Genomic DNA, 15,778 nt, shown 5'->3' with positions numbered 1-15,778 from the left:
CTGAATTCCTCTAATAATTTAAATAAGGTTTAAAAGCCGTACTGGAACTGGGCGACCAGCTCGTTGTAGCTCTTGTTGATTAGTTCGTTATTCACATGATTCACATTGATTTGAAATTTGGTGGTTTCTGCAAAAAATGCATTGAGCCCAAGGCTGTGTATGTCAATCAGCTGATTGTCCGCATTGGTGTCGCGGTTGATGCTGTCAAAGCGGTAAAAGGCCTGATAGGACTTTGGCCACCAGTCGTCATAACGCCCTTGATTGCGGAAGCCCTTGACAAACTGCTCACCAAAGTTCCAAAACAGCGTGCCCGTATGTGACTCGCTTTCACGTTTATACACAGAAGCGCTTTGGCTGCTATAGGTATCGTCTTCGCCCTGCACATATTCATACGTCACGCCAAATGGATGGTGGTTGTAATAAATATCAAAGCCTTTGCGCAGCACATCGCCTTTGCCGGCAAAGGATGCGCTGGCGCCGCTGGTTTCAAATAAATTGCTCCTGCCCTGATACCACGACACGCCAAAGCTCAGTTCACGCAGCCACGAGTTGTATTCGGCAGGCAAGGTGTAGCGCAGGCGTCCGACAAAGTTTTTGTCATCATTGTCATCGGACTTATTGGCGCCATTGCCATTCACAATCCCAAAGGCATAACTGATCATTGGAGAACGGTAGTTGTAGCCATAATCGACCGTCGGCAGCGCATCGCCGCGCACAATCAGCCCCACCTCACGCAAAGCCAAGCCGTAGCCATAGCCCGGCAAACTGAATAAGGCATTGTTGATGGTTGGCTTCAAATCTTCAGTCGCCTGCACCTCTTGGCCAAAGGGCAGCAGCTGCTGACCCAAAGTGACCGATAAACGGCCTGTATCTGGGCTTAAGGTCGGCAGCACGTTATAAATCAGCTGCGCATCCAGCAAGTTCAAATAGCTGTTATTGGTGCCAGACTGCGGTGACGTGCCAAAACGCAGGTTGAAGTCGAGGTTTTTGCCCTGCTCATAATCTTTAAATAAGTTGCCGGAAAAGCCAATCTGCACCGCGCCTAAATCAAAGGAAGAGCGGCGGCTGTTCACCGCATTGCCTGTATTTGCGCCCTGCGGCTGCGTGACTTGCGGCTCATCAATATAAGATGCTTTGGTCTGGACCACGCCATTAATCAGCAGCTGGCGGGTAGACAGCGCCGTTTTCGTATCACGCTCACGTTGCACTTGATATTTATAATTTTCCAAATCACTTTGCAGCCCTTGCAGTTCTGCACGGGTCACAAAACTTTGATCATCTTCAGCCTCAATACTGCTTTCTGATCCAGTTTCAGCGCCTGCATCTGCTGTTAAATTTTCATCAGCTGCTTCTGCGCCGTCTGCTTTCGTTTGGTCTGCACTTTGAATACGGCTCAGCTCAGTTTTTAATTGTTTTAATGACTGCTCCAGCTGCGCAACCTGCTGCTGCAGCTGCGCAACATCCGTATCTGCATGGCTTAAAGCAATACTTGCACTCAACAGCGTCAGCGCTGCTGCCCCTTGTTTTAAATAAATTCGTTTCATGCTGAACCGTCACCTAAAGCTTCGCAAGTGACACATCAGTGGACTTAATCAGCACAATCACCTGACTGCCGATCTGCAAATCCAGTTCGATCACAGAACGGGTGGTAATGACTGAAGTAAACACGCCGGAGGCCGTAACTACATCGACTTCTGAAACAACGTCGCCTTTCACGATTTCCTGAATCGTGCCTTTTAATTGATTGCGTACATTAATAGATTGAATGGTCATTTTTAATTCCTGTTATTTGCTTAAAATTAATCATGACGCATTTATAAAAATTTAAAAAATAATATAAAACGATTTTTATATCGGTTTTATTAAAATAAAACTAAATTAATAAAACCTGTTTTGATAAATAATCTTTATTCTTTATAATAATATTTTCATACTGCCAAAAAACCACATCCTGCTGTGCAAGGATTTTAATTTCCTTATTAATCGTTTGCCGTGAAGATGACAGCAGGTCAGCTAAATCATGCTGTGAAATTTTTAAGCGGATTTCCGTCCCAAGCGCATGCGCTTCTCCATACCGCATCGACAAATCCAGCAGTATTTTGCAAACTTTTTGATGTAAATTGGCCACTTGCAAGAACTTCACCTGCTGAATTAAATAGTGCATGCGCAGGCTTAAGATATCCAGCACATCCTGCTTCAAAGCAATGCTATGACTGATTTCTTCAATAAAAAAAGCTTTGGGAATCTGCAAAATTCGCACTTGATTAAAAGCATAATAATCATAGTCAATCGCTTGCGAGTTCAGGCAAGGCAGTAAATTAATCAAGTGCTTTTCCGAATAATAACTAAAGGCGTGAAAACGGCCCGACGGGCTTAAATATCCAATTTGGATAATCCCATCGAGCAAAATATACAGTGCATCACTGCTATTTTCTTGACTTAAAATTAAATCATTTTTTTGATATTTTTTAATATTAGAATTTTCTAAAATAGATTGAATTTTATAATCCGATATATTTTTAAAGACCTTCTTTAAAACCTCATAAACTTCACGTTTATAAAATGTAGATACATCTGCATGCGCTGCCATGATTAATCCATCCTGTTATTTTAATCTTTTGATGAGAGAAAAATATACTAGATGGATTAATCGGCACTGACGAATCATTTATTCTTCCAACTTTAGCGTTTTATATGCAAAGTTTGCGAATATAACAGCATTTCTTATGAAGCTTTTTCATATATGCCCTGCTCGCTGTTATAGCGGAAATTTGCAGGGTCTTCTTTCACTTCCTTACGCAAGACTTTGCTTGGCAGCCCATCTGCGCCAACAGGAATATCACCTTCCAGCGTGACACGGCGCACAACGCGGTGCTGGTCGCCGTAGTCATTAATGGCCCGATGCTGTGTCGCGCGGTTATCCCAGATGGCAACATCACCTGCATCCCAGCGCCAGCTGACAATATTTTCCAGCTTTTCGACATACGCCTGGAACAGCGCATACAAACTGCGCGATTCCGCCTGACTGTAGCCGACAAAGTTTTTGAAGAAGCTGCCTAACAGCAGCGATTTCTCGCCTGTTTCCGGGTGTACGCGCACCAGCGGATGCTCCGTTTCATATTCGGTCGAGTTAAAGTAGTTTTTATATTTCGCCAAAACTTCTGGCGGAATGCTGGCCTTGGCCGCATAGTCATAATTGTTGCTGTGCACCGTGCGCAGGCTGTCCGCTAAAGTTTGCAGCTGCTCAGGCAGATCTGCATAAGCCGCTGCGGTATTGGCCCAAACCGTATTGCCGCCCACTTCTGGCGCCACCACGCTGCGTAAAATTGAGGCTTTAGGATAAGCATCAATAAAGCTAATGTCAGTATGCCATGCATCTGCACGCGCTCCGCGTGAATCAATTTCCAAAATATGCGCTGAGCCATCTTTCACAGGAACCGTCGGATGATTCAGCGGCGTGCCTAAGCGGGCGGCAAATGCCTCTTGCGCCACATCATCTAAATGCTGCTGGCCTTTAAAAAAGACCGCTTTGTGCTTCAGCAAAGCCTGATTGATCTCTTGCACCACTTCGTCCGCTAAGTCTGCAGACAGCTGAACGCCTTGAATTTCTGCGCCAATGCGGCCGCCGATCGGGCGGACTTGAATATGCTGATATTGCTGTGACATGAAAATTTCCTCTTTAAAATTGTTATAGGACACTGGGCCTGTGAAATCATCATGCCGAATTGGCTGAGGCAAATCTGTCAATAAATTGACATTTCTATACTGCATTTCTGCTATATAAAAATTAAAAAATGCTTTACCCCCGTAAAAAAGCCCGCAATCTGCGGGCTGTTCTGCTGCATTGTCTTTATTTGCCTTGGCCCAGCTTGGTCGCCATGGCGGTAATTTTCTGATAGCCCGTCGGCAGGATGCGCTGGATTAAATCCAGCGCTTTAGCATCATTGCCGATCAGCAGGCGGCGCTTGTCTTTCTGCACAGCCTCTAAAATCTGGCGGGCGGCTTCTTCCGGCGGGCAGCGCAGCAGCTTATTGAAGGTTTGCGCCGACTTTTCCGGATTCATGCCTAAACTGCGCAGGCTGTCATTCATTTTTGCCGCATTGGCAATATTGGTGCGGATGCCGCCCGGATGCACACACAGCGCGCTGACACCGCTGTTTTCCATATCCAGTTCTTGGCGCAGCGACTCGGTAAAGCCGCGCACAGCAAATTTCGTGGCATTATAGGCCGACTGCGTCGGCTGCGCGGTCAGGCCAAAAAGGCTGGAAATATTAATGATATGGCCTTCACCCGATTTCTTGATCAGCGGCAAAAACTCTTTGGTGCCGTACACCACGCCCCAAAAATTGATATCAACAATCCATTCCAGCTCTTCATAGCTGGCGCCTTCCACGGTAGAGCCCAAAGCCACGCCGGCATTATTGAAGATCATATTGACCGAACCATGATTCTGCACGGTGTCCTGCGCCCAGGCGCGGATCTCATCCAGCTTCGCGACATTGACTTTTTGGGTGGTGACACGCACATTGCTGTCTGTCAGCAGCGCCGCCGTTTGCGCCAGCCCCTGCTCATTCACATCACTTAAAGATAAATGGCAGCCCTGCTTTGCCAGCAGTACCGCCAGTTGCTGGCCAATCCCTGAACCTGCTCCCGTAATGGCAGCGACTTTATTTTTAAAATTTTTCATTCTGTTTCCTTTGCTTAAACGGTTCTGAGCGTAAAGCTTTTGCACTCTGCCCAACGGGGCATCAGCTGCTTGTATTTGTGCAGCCTCGTCTCAGCTCATTGCTTCAATATAGGTTTGACAATGTATATTGTCAATATCATCTTGGGACGCTCTGTTGCACTTGCGGATAAGGCGGATGGGCATAGGTGTTCGGCTGATTTATTGATAAGATATGACAATGATCCGTTTCAACTTAAAATGATGATGATGACAGAGCAGCCAGCGGCAGAAGAAAAGCAGCCCGCCAAAAACAGCAAGGAACGCCAATTCAAAGGCCTGTCACTGACAGAGCGCAAGCAGCTGCGCCGTGAAAAACTGATTGAAGCCGGCATTGAAGCCTATGGCACGCACGGCTTTTTTTCGGTGACAGTCAAAGACATTTGCAATGAAGCCAAACTGACCGAACGCTATTTTTATGAATCCTTTAAAAAAAGCGAAAATCTTTTTCAAACCATATTCTTAAAGCTGATTGATGAGCTGCAGCAGAATGTCATGCAGGCGATTATGCAAGCCTCTTCAGATCCGAAAAAAATGATTGAAGCCGGCCTCACGGCCCTGCTGACCACATTAAAAGACAATCCGCAAATGGCCCGCATCATTTACATTGATGCCATGCTGGTGCAGGAACTGCATAATCAAGCCACCATTCACGAAACCATGTCGCGCTTTGACCGCATGATTCATGCCTTTGTCATGCTGATGATGCCGAATATTGGACGCTCAGAGCGGGAGATTTCTCTGGTGGCAACCGGGCTGAATGGCTATGTCACACAAATTGCCATCCGCTGGGTGATGAGCGGATTTAAGCAATCGATGGATGAAATTCTATCGTCCTGCAGCATTGTGTTCCTCTCCCTGCTGCAGACCTTCTCTCAGCATGAGCCGTCAGTGAAAAAATAATGAAACTTATTTTACAGTGTTGAAAAAATCTTATTAATTTTTAAAAAACATAAGCTTATTTTTAAATTGAACGGCTATTTTACGCAGATATTTGTCACAAAATCTTTCAAAAACGGGCTGCTCATACTTTTTTGCAATGATACTGTCATAATTAATCTTTGTAATAAGCCTGTCATAAATATAAAACGGTCCACCGTTTACATGAAATAGGGTATTGCGCTGTGAAAGATGACTACATTTTGATTGTCGACGACGAACTCCCGATCCGGGAAATGATCCATACCTCTTTAGATATGGCGGGCTTTCAATGCCAGCAAGCCGAAGATGCCAAACAGGCGCATCAAATGATTGTCGACCAGCGCCCTGCTCTCGTCCTGCTGGACTGGATGATGCCTGGCGGCGTCAGCGGCGTCGATTTATGCCGCCGCTTGAAGCGCGACGAGAACTTATCTGAGATCCCTGTCATCATGCTGACCGCCCGCGGCGAAGAAGACCATAAAGTGCAAGGCCTGGATGCCGGCGCAGATGACTACATGACCAAACCGTTTTCGACCCGCGAGCTGGTCTCACGCATTAAGGCAGTATTGCGCCGTTCAAATGCCTTGGGCGGTGAGAAAACCATTGATGCCAATGGCCTGATTTTAGATCCGGTCAGCCAGCGCGTCAGCCACGGCGACAGTATTTTAGAAATGGGGCCGACCGAATACCGCCTGCTGGCTTTTTTCATGACCCATCCTGAACGCGCCTACACCCGCGCGCAATTGCTGGATCAAGTTTGGGGCGGAAACGTGTATATTGAAGACCGCACGATTGACGTGCATATCCGCCGCCTGCGCAAAGTTCTGGAGCCTTATGGCGCAGACCGCTATGTGCAGACCGTGCGCGGCACAGGCTACCGTTTTTCTACCCGCGCAGATGTTGCGCTTGGCTGATATCATTCAAGATCAAGCTTTTTTAGGTTAGCAGTATTTTATGTACGAACCCTACCCTGTCCCTGAGCTGGCGCGAGAGCATAAGAAGTTCCGCTACAGCAGCTTATGGACCTTTGCCAAGCAGGATTTGCGCCTGCTGGCTTTTCTGCTGATTATCGGCGGCTGCATTGGCCTTGGGATCGGGTATTTCTGGATTTGCATTTTTGCGGCTTTCAGCATCTTCTTTGCCCTGCAGCTGCGTTCGCTGTATTTAGTCAATGAATGGATTTCCAACCGCCCTTATGATGTGCCGCCGAATTTAGACGGCATCTGGGGCGCGCTGCTGTTCAATGTTTACCGCGCGCAGCGCCAGGAGCGCATTGTTCAGGCGGAAATGGTCGGCTTGATTGACCGCGCGCAGTCCTCACTGGTGGCGCTGGCCGAAGCCGTAGTCCTTATTGATGAAAGCCATCAAATTGAGTGGTGGAACCCGGCTGCGGAAAAGCTGCTGGGCATTCAAGCCGCCGACCGCGGGCGCAATATTTTGACTCTGCTGCGCCAGCCGAGCTTTATTGAGTATTTCAACAATATTGATCAGGCGCCCGATGGCTTGAAAATGAAATCGACGGGTTTTGATGAACATTATGTGCAAGTCAAAATGACCCGGTTTGGCGGCGAGAGCCGCCTGCTGGTCGCCTATGATGTGACCCGCATGCACAATCTGGAACAGATGCGCAAAGACTTTGTCGACAATATTTCTCATGAACTGCGCACGCCGCTTACCGTGCTCAGCGGCTATATCGAAACCTTTACCGATCAGGAAGATTTGAACCCGCGCTGGAAGCGCGCGTTTGACCAGATGCAGTCACAGACACGGCGCATGAATGCTTTGGTGAATGACCTGCTGCTGCTGTCGCGCTTAGAAAATGATAAAAAAATTGCTAAAAATCAAATTATTGATATGCCCAGCCTGATGAACCAGCTGTATGACGATGCGCATGCCTACAATGTCGATTATGGCCATGAGCTGAATTTAGACATTGACAGCCACTGCGATTTAATCGGTTCCGACACCGAACTGGCCAGCGCCTTCAGCAACCTGATTACCAATGCCATCAAATACACCCCCAAAGGCGGCACAGTGACCATTGGCTGGCATGACGACGGCGAGCAAGGCTATTTCACGGTTGAAGATACCGGCATCGGCATTGACCCGAAACATCTGCCGCGCCTCACCGAGCGCTTTTACCGTGTCGACAGTGACCGCAGCCGGCAAACCGGCGGCACAGGCTTGGGCCTAGCGATTGTCAAACATGTGCTGATGCAGCATCAGGCGCATTTAGAAATTGAATCGAAAGAAAACCGCGGCTCGATTTTCAAAGTGGTGTTTCCGAAAGAACGCCTGTATCACGTCAGCTGAACCGTCTGATTGTCAAATCAAAAACGATTAAAAAGCCTGCTCAATCAGCAGGCTTTTTAATATCGGCAAGTGTGCGCGCTCAGTTCAGCGCCTGCTCTTTTTGCTGCGCGCGCTGAAAGGCTGGACGGCTGCTGATGCGTTGCAAGAAAGCCTGAATATGCGGATATCGCCCTTGCGTGCGCGACTGCAAGGCCTGCAGAGGAAAGCTCATCTGAATATCAGCAAAGCTGAATTGGCCGGCAAAATAATTATGCGCTGACAGATAATGTTCTAAAAAAGCAATATGGTCTTTTAAGCGCGCCTGCACAAAACCCGCTTTCACGCCGTCACTGATTTTCTGCGCAATCGGCTTAATCAGCCATGGCACATGCTTCGGCACATTGGACATCACCAGCTGCATCACTAGCAGCGGCATCAGTGACCCTTCCGCATAGTGCATCCAGTAGCGGTATTGCTGGCGGTCTATCGGTGTTTTCGGCGCAAACTGCCCTGATTCGTCAAACTGTTCCTGCAGATATTCTAAAATCACCGCAGATTCTGCAATGCTCTGATCATCATCGGTCAGTACAGGCGCTTTGCCCAAGGGATGCACGGCCAGCAGCTCCGGCGGGCCTGAAAAATTCGGAAGGCGTTTGTAAAACTGAATCTGATACTCCAGGTCTAATTCTTCCAGCGCCCATAAAATGCGGAATGAACGGGATTGTTCTAAGTGATGCAGTGTCAGCATGGTTTATCCTTATTATTTAACTGATCATGAATTGAATGGAATTAACGCAGCGCTGTAAAAAGCCGTGCGGGACAGCACGGCTTAAGCGGATTAAACCAATTGAGTGTTAATGTCTAAACTGCGCAGCAGCGTTTTCGTGACGGGCGTTTTACTGCAAATATCCAGCACCTTCTGCTGCAACGCCTCATCTGGGGGACTCTGAAAATGCACACGGCGTTCAATCCATTCCCTGCCCTCTTTATTGGCGCAGAAATCAGCTTCAACCTGAAATGCGCCCAAATCAATGCCCTTATGCTGCGCATACATGCGCAAGGTAATCATGGTGCAGGAAATCAGCCCTGAGCAGATCAAATCATAGGGCGCCAAGCCCTGATCCTGACCGCCGAAAGATTCCGGCTTGTCCGTAATCATCTGATGCCTGCCGCTGCGGATTGCGCCTGACCACGGTTCAGGCAGGGTCTCTACTTTTGCATTTGCAATAACAGCCATTTTTTGTCCTTATTCATCTTGTATTATTGTGATGCCAGCGCACGTCATTTAACCGTCAGGCGCCGCATGCGGCAGCGCCTGAACCATCCAGCCCGTTTACTTGGAGGCGCGCATTTTGTCAGGAAAAGCCGGCGCTTCTAAACGCGGCCCTTCATAGTCTGGAATATTGCCAAAGCGTTCATCATGATTAATCCACTGATCGCGCGCTACATTCAACTCTTCCTGCGTCCGGCCCACAAAGTTCCACCACAGCAAAATAGGTGATTCAAACGGTTCACCGCCCAGCAGCAGAACCCGGCTATGGGCATGAATTTCAATGTCAACGCGCTCCAGCCCGGGCTCTAAAACCACCATATTGTCTTCGGTCAATTCATGGCCATTGATGGATGCCGTACCTTCTAAAGCCATAAAGCCATATTCAAATTTCGGATTCAACCCAATGCGGGTGCGGGTGCTTTCCTGCGCCTGCAAATCAACGCCCAAAAGCTCAGTATGTACGGCAACCGGCGACTTGACCCCTATAAATTCGCCCACCAGCACAGTAAAATCAACACCATCCTGGCTGACCACAGGCAGTTCAGGGTAATGATCAAAACGCGGCGCCATATTGATTTTGTCATCCGGCAAAGCAATCCACAGCTGCGCGGCGTGCATATGCGTTTCAGTCTCCGGCGCCACTTCGGTATGTGAAATGCCGTAGCCGGCCGTCATCAAATTCACCTGATGCGGGCGGATCAGCTGTTTTGTGCCCAGGCTGTCGGTATGCATCATGGTGCCTTCAATCATCCAAGTGAAGGTCTGCAGGCCAATATGCGGATGCGGGCCAACATCCAGCCCCTCTCCCTGCGGAAACACTGCAGGCCCGGCGTGATCCAAAAAGCACCATGCGCCAATCATGCGCTTATGGCGGCTGGGCAAAGCGCGCTTGATCACGGTTCCCTGTCCAATTTCAGCGCTGCGCAGCGGGAATTCCTGTACAAATTGATTGATATATTTCTCGCAATCGTCTGAAGATGACAGTTCTGTGTAATTGGTATTGGTCATATTGCTATCCTGAATCTGGCGAAGTCTTGCTGCAAACACGGTTGATGCTGAAAGGAATGTACAGCCGAAATGGCGTATAGCTGAATCACGGCATGGAATACATGCATCTTAGTCAATTCTGAAGGTGAAGCCCATGCATCCGGCAATACGGTGAATGCTATAAATAGGACAATAGCGGTTTTTATTCGGCCCAATGCCCTGCAAATCTTTGCCTTTAATCTAGCATGCTGTTCCCGCCGCAGAAAGCGCGTAAAAGTGTCAGAATTTTAAATCAGTCGATATCTACACATTTTGTCATACTTTATGCGAAAAAATACCCAAATCTGGTGAGTTTATTTTTTAACCAATTTATCCATAATACATTCCTCTTCATTCCTGCTGTAATCAAAAGGATCAGCGCATGACTGCAGATTTGAGGATTGGTGAAAAAAGCCATTCCAGTATAACCGCACAGCATAAGCCTCAGCAGCATTTACTGAAGCCTTCGGAATGCAGCCTGAAAAACCGCAGCGCCATTGAACAGGCGCTGGCAAATCATAACGCGCCCATTCCAGCACATTTTCAGCAGGCCTATTTAGATTTCCAGTACCAGCAGCAGCGCTTTTTCCTGCGCCGCATCAACTATATTGCCCAGCTGGTTTTTTTGATCTATTTTTTTGCAGATTATTTCATTATGCCGGATATGTATAACCTGTCGGCTTTTCTGCGGGTCGGCTGCGTCGCCGCATCGCTGCTTGCCGGGTTCTATCTGTTCAAATATAAAAAAGATATTCTTCTGCTGGATCTGATCTTGCCGGTCAGCACCGCCTGCAGCATGGGGCTTTGGATCTTTTTGCTGCTGCAGTCCTCCAGCCCGTGGGTCAACTCTTATATTTACGCTTCAGTTATTTTTGTATTAATTGCAAATCTCTGCATACAGGTCCGTTTTAAACCCGCCCTTTACAGCACTATATTCATCTCTATTTTTGCGCTCATCGGTGTGCAGCAGCTGATGCATGTGCAGGAAGCGATTGTATTTTTCCTCACCTTTTTCCCCATTCTTTTATTCAGCCTGTATATCAGCTGGAACAGCACTTTACATGGCCGCCGGAATTTCTTGCGTTCCCTGCTGGATGACTGGAACCTGCACAGTTTCAAAAACATGGCGCATACAGATGAACTGACTCAACTATTTAACCGGCGCCAATTTGTGCATGTCGCTGAACGGCGCATTCATGAATGGCCAACGTCCGCCAGCACCTGCCTGCTGATGTTTGATGTGGATTATTTTAAAAAAATCAATGACAGCTACGGGCACGACATCGGTGACCGTGTTTTGCAGATCATCGCGGACACCACGCGCAAAGAAATGCGTCAAAAAGATGTCTTGGCGCGGTTTGGCGGTGAAGAATTTATTGCCCTGCTCGCAGAAACCAGCATTCAGGATGCATTGCTGATAGCCGACCGTATCCGTGAGCGCATCCAGAATGAATGCTTGCATTTAAAAGAAAGAAGCTTGAGCTTTACTGTCTCAATTGGCGTTGCAGAATTAAAATCGCATCGGCAGGATTTGGATGAATTGGTCAAACAGGCCGATCTTGCGCTCTATCAGGCCAAAGAAAATGGCCGGAATTGCGTTGTGCGTTACGAACCCGCCATGAGCGCCCGCTCAAAATTAACGCCAGCAAAAAATAAAAAGTCCTTGAATGCAATCCAGCTGCCTAATCCGTGCAAGGATCCTGCCTCACGCACATGGTCCATTATGTAAATCTGTGTCAAACACAGGTTTGGCTTCACTTTCGGCAGCGGAACTGCGGCAGCGCCAACCCGCATATGCCGTCATTCTAGGAACGCATTAAATAACGGATTGACCCTTTTTATTTTGCTGTTTTTAATTACAATGAAAGTGCGTTTTTATCCCCTGAGATTGAGTTTTTAATGCTGTCTGATCCGATTACTCCCCCATTTCTACAGCCTAAAGATTATAAATTTACATTTATAGATCTCTTTGCGGGTGTTGGCGGTTTCCGGATGGCCTTACAAAACCTTGAGGGGCGCTGTGAATTTTCCAGTGAGTTGAATAAGCGCGCCCAGCAGACCTACTTGTGCAATTATGGTGAATTGCCTGAAGGCGATATCACATTAGAAAGCACAAAAGCGGCAATTCCAAAAACATTTGATATTCTCTGCGGCGGTTTTCCCTGCCAAGCCTTTTCTATTGCCGGTCACCGCAAGGGCTTTCAAGAGACCCGAGGCACCTTATTTTTTGATGTGGCCAATATTGCCAAAAAGCATCGCCCCAAAGCGCTTTTTTTAGAAAATGTCAGAAATCTGGTGACACATGATCACGGCAATACCTTTCAGGTCATCTGCAATACGCTGGAAGAGCTGGGCTATACCGTCTTTCATCAAGTCTTAAACAGCATGACGCATGCCAATGTGCCGCAATACCGTCAGCGCATTTTTATTGTGGCCTTAGATCCTGTACAAGTGCCGAGATATCAAGAATTCAATTTCCCTGAAGAAATTCCGTTAACTGCCTCCATCCGCAGCTTGCTGGAAAAAGGCAAAGTGGATCAAAAATATTACTATGGGCCAAATCATAAATACTATGCGAAGATGGCGGAATCCGTAATCTCAATGGATAAAGTGTATCAATGGCGCCGGGTGTATGTACGTGAAAATAAGCGCAATGTTTGCCCCACACTGACTGCGAACATGGGTTCTGGCGGGCATAATGTGCCGATCATTAAAGATGATTATGGCATTCGTAAATTAACCCCCAAAGAGTGTTTTGCTTTTCAGGGCTATCCTGTCGATCAAATGCATTTTCCTAAAAAAATGGCCAATTGCGCTTTATATACACAGGCAGGAAACTCGGTGACCATGCCGCTGGTTCAGCGCATTGGTGAACAGATTTTAAAAGTGCTGGATTTGAATGAGATGCCGAAACAGAGAAAGGCGGGGTAAGGTTTAGAGTATAAAAAAGAGCGCTGAGGTGCTCTTTTTTATTGAATAATTAACAACCAAAAAGTATATTTAATAAATCAATAAATATTTGAATATTAAAAATTAAGTTGGTATAAAATGAAAATTAAGCGTATATCAAAAATTGATAATTTTGGAATTTTTAAAAATTTTGATTGGGATCAAAATTTAAGTCTTGGAAACAATCAAAACTATGACTTTAAAGATATCAACATCTTTTATGGACGTAACTACTCAGGCAAAACTAGCCTTTCTAAAATTATTAGATCTTTAGAAAAACAAGGTATTCCAGCTAAATACGATAACCCTAATTTTCAGATTGAACTCTCAGATAACTCTATAATTTCACAAAGTAATCTATCTGCATTCATTCATCCTATTCATATTTATAATTCTGATTTTATTAAAGAAAACTTAAAATTCATCCATGATGAAAATGCAAATATTGAGTCTTTCTCAGTAACTTTGGGTGGTGACAATCAACAAATTCTAGACCGTATTCAACTGTTAAAAGATGAATTAGGCTCAAATGAAGAAAATAGTAAAACTGGCGTCTATCTTTCTATCCAAAATAAAGAGAAGGATGTACATGATGCTAGTGAAAATCACCGTACTAAGAAAAATAAATTAGAAAAATTACTTTTAGATAAAGCAACACGTAGCTCAGACTCTATAAAAAATCAGCATGAACATTTTGGTAATATTCGCTACGATAAACGAAATTTAGAAGCAGATATTTTCGAGGTTCAAAAATCTAGCTTTCAAGTTTTATCTGAGGATCAAAAAACAGAAAAATTATTATTAATAAGACAGGTCGAATTACTTAACCCTCCAGAACTGCAATCTTATACTTTAAATTTCCCTTCCCTAATGAATTCAACAGTGCAAATTTTGAAAACTGTTGTTGGTGGTTCTCAGAAAATTGAGGAGTTAGTCCAAGATAGTGATCTTAATTCATGGGTTCAGCAAGGTCATCACCTACATAAGGGTCGATCTAATTGCGCTTTCTGTACTAATGAGATTAATGAACAAAGACAAGTAGAGTTAAGACAACATTTTGATCATGAAACACAACTTCTTCAAAATCGTATTGTAGATGGTATAAAACAGATAAAAACTTTATTGGAGAGTCAAAGTTTTATAATAAATTTTAATATAAATCATTACTATCAAAAATATCATGGCACTTTAGTTGAATTAAAAGCAAATCTTCACGCGACTATAGATCTACAAAAGATCTCACTTGAACAAATTATAAAATTACTCGAACAAAAAAATGGAAAACTATTTACTCAGTTAGAAGCTGAATATCCAATGGACTATTCAGATCGTATCAAAGCTATTCTTGAACAAATCTCTGGAATCCGAGATGAATGTATTCAATTGAATATCAACTTAAAAACCCAACAAAGCGAAGCTAAAAATATTTTACGCCTCAACCACGTTTATCATTTCTTGCAAAATATTAATTATACTCAACAAAATTCAGATATAAACCTAGCTTTTCTAGCTATAGCTCCTTTAGAAACTGAACTAACAACCCTAAAAACTAGAAAAGGAATAATCCTGTCAGATATTCAAATTGAAGAAGCTAGATTAAAATCTGAGGATGAAGCTTGTATTCGTATCAACGATATTATTAATCATGACTTTGGCCATCAGCATTTGAGTCTTGAGCCAATTGAGACTTCTAACACTAATGGTCAATCCATAAAATTTGAAATACAGCGACTTAAAAATGGAATAAAAACCAAAGCTCACAACTTAAGTGAAGGTGAATGTAGTTTAATTTCTTTTTGCTATTTCTTAGCAAAAATTCAAGATGATTTAAACCAAGACAAGAAACCAATTATTTGGATAGATGACCCAATTTGTAGTTTAGATAGCAATCATATTTTCTTTATCTTTTCTCTAATTGAAGAAAAAATTGTAGTTAATCAAAAATTTGGGCAACTTTTCATTTCAACACACAATTTAGAATTTTTAAAATACTTAAAACGACTCAATGGGAAAAAATGGGGCAACATACAATTTTTTATTGTCAAAAGAAACTTTGATTCCTCTGCTATAGTTCAAATGCCAAATTATATGAAAAACTATTTTTCAGAACTTAACTTCCTATTTCATCAACTATATCTTTGTGCAAGCGAAGAAAACATTAACGATCAAAACTATAATGTTTTTTATAATTTCCCCAATAATGCTAGGAAATTTTTGGAGTTATATTCTAACTTCCACTATCCCGATGGATTCTCTAATACCGATACGGAAAAGCTTAAATCCCTTTGGGGCGAACATTTAATATTTACCTTTACAGATAGAATCAATAATGAATATTCGCACTTAGCAGGAATATTCGAAAGATCTTTTACTCCCTTAGAACAACCTGAGATGAATAAAGCTTCTTTTGCTATTTTAAAAAGAATTATTTCTTTAAATCCAAGACAATATGAAGGTTTCTTAAAAAGTATCGGAATCGAATCAACAACCCAAGATCCTCTTTACATAAAACTAACTACATAAAAAAAGAGCGCCTAGGCGCTCTTTTTTATTGAATATTTAGGGTAACCTAAATAGCCTCAAGCATAGCTTTC

The 15,778-nt window shown here is 44.5% G+C and carries 14 protein-coding genes; 6 read left to right on the top strand and 8 right to left on the bottom strand.

The features are described 5' to 3' along the window. Nucleotides 1-29: 29 nt before the first annotated feature. The 5 genes from JZ784_RS15355 to JZ784_RS15335 all read right to left on the bottom strand — a co-directional run bounded on the left by JZ784_RS15355 (nt 30) and on the right by JZ784_RS15335 (nt 4,687). A complete protein-coding gene (locus JZ784_RS15355; RefSeq protein WP_346315461.1) occupies nt 30-1,544 on the bottom strand; it encodes a hypothetical protein in 1,515 nt (504 codons plus the stop codon). A gap of 13 nt (nt 1,545-1,557) precedes the next feature. After that, nucleotides 1,558-1,773, bottom strand: coding sequence for a TOBE domain-containing protein (locus JZ784_RS15350; protein WP_005012141.1), 216 nt, complete (start codon nt 1,771-1,773; stop codon nt 1,558-1,560). A 100-nt stretch (nt 1,774-1,873) separates the two neighbouring features. Further along, the gene (locus JZ784_RS15345) at nt 1,874-2,590 is read right to left on the bottom strand and encodes a Crp/Fnr family transcriptional regulator (RefSeq protein WP_346315460.1); all 717 of its coding nucleotides are present in this window, start codon (nt 2,588-2,590) and stop codon (nt 1,874-1,876) included. Between the two features lie 134 nt (nt 2,591-2,724). After that, a complete protein-coding gene (locus JZ784_RS15340; protein WP_346315459.1) occupies nt 2,725-3,666 on the bottom strand; it encodes a TauD/TfdA family dioxygenase in 942 nt (313 codons plus the stop codon). Nucleotides 3,667-3,850: 184 nt separating this feature from the next. Continuing rightward, the gene (locus JZ784_RS15335; RefSeq protein ID WP_346315458.1) at nt 3,851-4,687 is read right to left on the bottom strand and encodes an SDR family NAD(P)-dependent oxidoreductase; all 837 of its coding nucleotides are present in this window, start codon (nt 4,685-4,687) and stop codon (nt 3,851-3,853) included. 246 nt (nt 4,688-4,933) lie between these two features. Here JZ784_RS15335 and JZ784_RS15330 point away from each other — a divergent pair, with 246 nt between their 5' ends. From JZ784_RS15330 to phoR, 3 genes are all read left to right on the top strand, one after another. After that, nucleotides 4,934-5,626, top strand: coding sequence for a TetR family transcriptional regulator (locus JZ784_RS15330; protein WP_026253477.1), 693 nt, complete (start codon nt 4,934-4,936; stop codon nt 5,624-5,626). Nucleotides 5,627-5,847: 221 nt separating this feature from the next. Then, on the top strand, nt 5,848-6,558 hold the full coding sequence (gene phoB, locus JZ784_RS15325) for a phosphate regulon transcriptional regulator PhoB (RefSeq protein ID WP_005012153.1): 711 nt from the start codon (nt 5,848-5,850) through the stop codon (nt 6,556-6,558). Between the two features lie 40 nt (nt 6,559-6,598). Further along, a complete protein-coding gene (gene phoR / locus JZ784_RS15320) occupies nt 6,599-7,957 on the top strand; it encodes a phosphate regulon sensor histidine kinase PhoR (protein ID WP_130145491.1) in 1,359 nt (452 codons plus the stop codon). Between the two features lie 79 nt (nt 7,958-8,036). Here phoR and JZ784_RS15315 read toward each other — a convergent pair whose 3' ends face one another. The 3 genes from JZ784_RS15315 to JZ784_RS15305 all read right to left on the bottom strand — a co-directional run bounded on the left by JZ784_RS15315 (nt 8,037) and on the right by JZ784_RS15305 (nt 10,217). Further along, a complete protein-coding gene (locus JZ784_RS15315; protein ID WP_346315457.1) occupies nt 8,037-8,684 on the bottom strand; it encodes a glutathione S-transferase in 648 nt (215 codons plus the stop codon). Between the two features lie 90 nt (nt 8,685-8,774). Next, nucleotides 8,775-9,173 carry an OsmC family protein gene (locus JZ784_RS15310; RefSeq protein WP_346315456.1) on the bottom strand — a complete coding sequence of 133 codons (399 nt, stop codon included), beginning with the start codon at nt 9,171-9,173 and terminating at the stop codon, nt 8,775-8,777. A gap of 96 nt (nt 9,174-9,269) precedes the next feature. Continuing rightward, on the bottom strand, nt 9,270-10,217 hold the full coding sequence (locus JZ784_RS15305) for a pirin family protein (RefSeq protein WP_346315455.1): 948 nt from the start codon (nt 10,215-10,217) through the stop codon (nt 9,270-9,272). Nucleotides 10,218-10,617: 400 nt separating this feature from the next. On the opposite strand from JZ784_RS15305, the gene JZ784_RS15300 reads away from it, so the two are divergent. From JZ784_RS15300 to JZ784_RS15290, 3 genes are all read left to right on the top strand, one after another. After that, on the top strand, nt 10,618-11,964 hold the full coding sequence (locus JZ784_RS15300; protein WP_346315454.1) for a GGDEF domain-containing protein: 1,347 nt from the start codon (nt 10,618-10,620) through the stop codon (nt 11,962-11,964). Nucleotides 11,965-12,134: 170 nt separating this feature from the next. Then, nucleotides 12,135-13,166, top strand: coding sequence for a DNA (cytosine-5-)-methyltransferase (gene dcm / locus JZ784_RS15295; protein ID WP_346315453.1), 1,032 nt, complete (start codon nt 12,135-12,137; stop codon nt 13,164-13,166). A gap of 117 nt (nt 13,167-13,283) precedes the next feature. After that, on the top strand, nt 13,284-15,707 hold the full coding sequence (locus JZ784_RS15290; protein ID WP_346315452.1) for an AAA family ATPase: 2,424 nt from the start codon (nt 13,284-13,286) through the stop codon (nt 15,705-15,707). Nucleotides 15,708-15,778: the final 71 nt, after the last annotated feature.

This window comes from Acinetobacter sp. CWB-B33, from assembly GCF_039655955.1.
Taxonomy (GTDB): domain Bacteria; phylum Pseudomonadota; class Gammaproteobacteria; order Pseudomonadales; family Moraxellaceae; genus Acinetobacter; species Acinetobacter bouvetii.
Note: the sequence above shows the minus strand (reverse complement) of the source record. Positions and strands in the feature narration are given on the sequence as shown.

Excerpts from the sequence above, each read along its gene's own strand:
- JZ784_RS15355 (WP_346315461.1), bottom strand. The coding sequence starts at position 1,544 with ATGAAACGAATTTATTTAAAACAAGGGGCAGCAGCGCTGACGCTGTTG.
- JZ784_RS15350 (WP_005012141.1), bottom strand. The coding sequence starts at position 1,773 with ATGACCATTCAATCTATTAATGTACGCAATCAATTAAAAGGCACGATT.
- JZ784_RS15345 (WP_346315460.1), bottom strand. The coding sequence starts at position 2,590 with ATGGCAGCGCATGCAGATGTATCTACATTTTATAAACGTGAAGTTTAT.
- JZ784_RS15340 (WP_346315459.1), bottom strand. The coding sequence starts at position 3,666 with ATGTCACAGCAATATCAGCATATTCAAGTCCGCCCGATCGGCGGCCGC.
- JZ784_RS15335 (WP_346315458.1), bottom strand. The coding sequence starts at position 4,687 with ATGAAAAATTTTAAAAATAAAGTCGCTGCCATTACGGGAGCAGGTTCA.
- JZ784_RS15330 (WP_026253477.1), top strand. The coding sequence starts at position 4,934 with ATGACAGAGCAGCCAGCGGCAGAAGAAAAGCAGCCCGCCAAAAACAGC.
- phoR (WP_130145491.1), top strand. The coding sequence starts at position 6,599 with ATGTACGAACCCTACCCTGTCCCTGAGCTGGCGCGAGAGCATAAGAAG.
- JZ784_RS15315 (WP_346315457.1), bottom strand. The coding sequence starts at position 8,684 with ATGCTGACACTGCATCACTTAGAACAATCCCGTTCATTCCGCATTTTA.
- JZ784_RS15310 (WP_346315456.1), bottom strand. The coding sequence starts at position 9,173 with ATGGCTGTTATTGCAAATGCAAAAGTAGAGACCCTGCCTGAACCGTGG.
- JZ784_RS15305 (WP_346315455.1), bottom strand. The coding sequence starts at position 10,217 with ATGACCAATACCAATTACACAGAACTGTCATCTTCAGACGATTGCGAG.
- JZ784_RS15300 (WP_346315454.1), top strand. The coding sequence starts at position 10,618 with ATGACTGCAGATTTGAGGATTGGTGAAAAAAGCCATTCCAGTATAACC.
- dcm (WP_346315453.1), top strand. The coding sequence starts at position 12,135 with ATGCTGTCTGATCCGATTACTCCCCCATTTCTACAGCCTAAAGATTAT.
- JZ784_RS15290 (WP_346315452.1), top strand. The coding sequence starts at position 13,284 with ATGAAAATTAAGCGTATATCAAAAATTGATAATTTTGGAATTTTTAAA.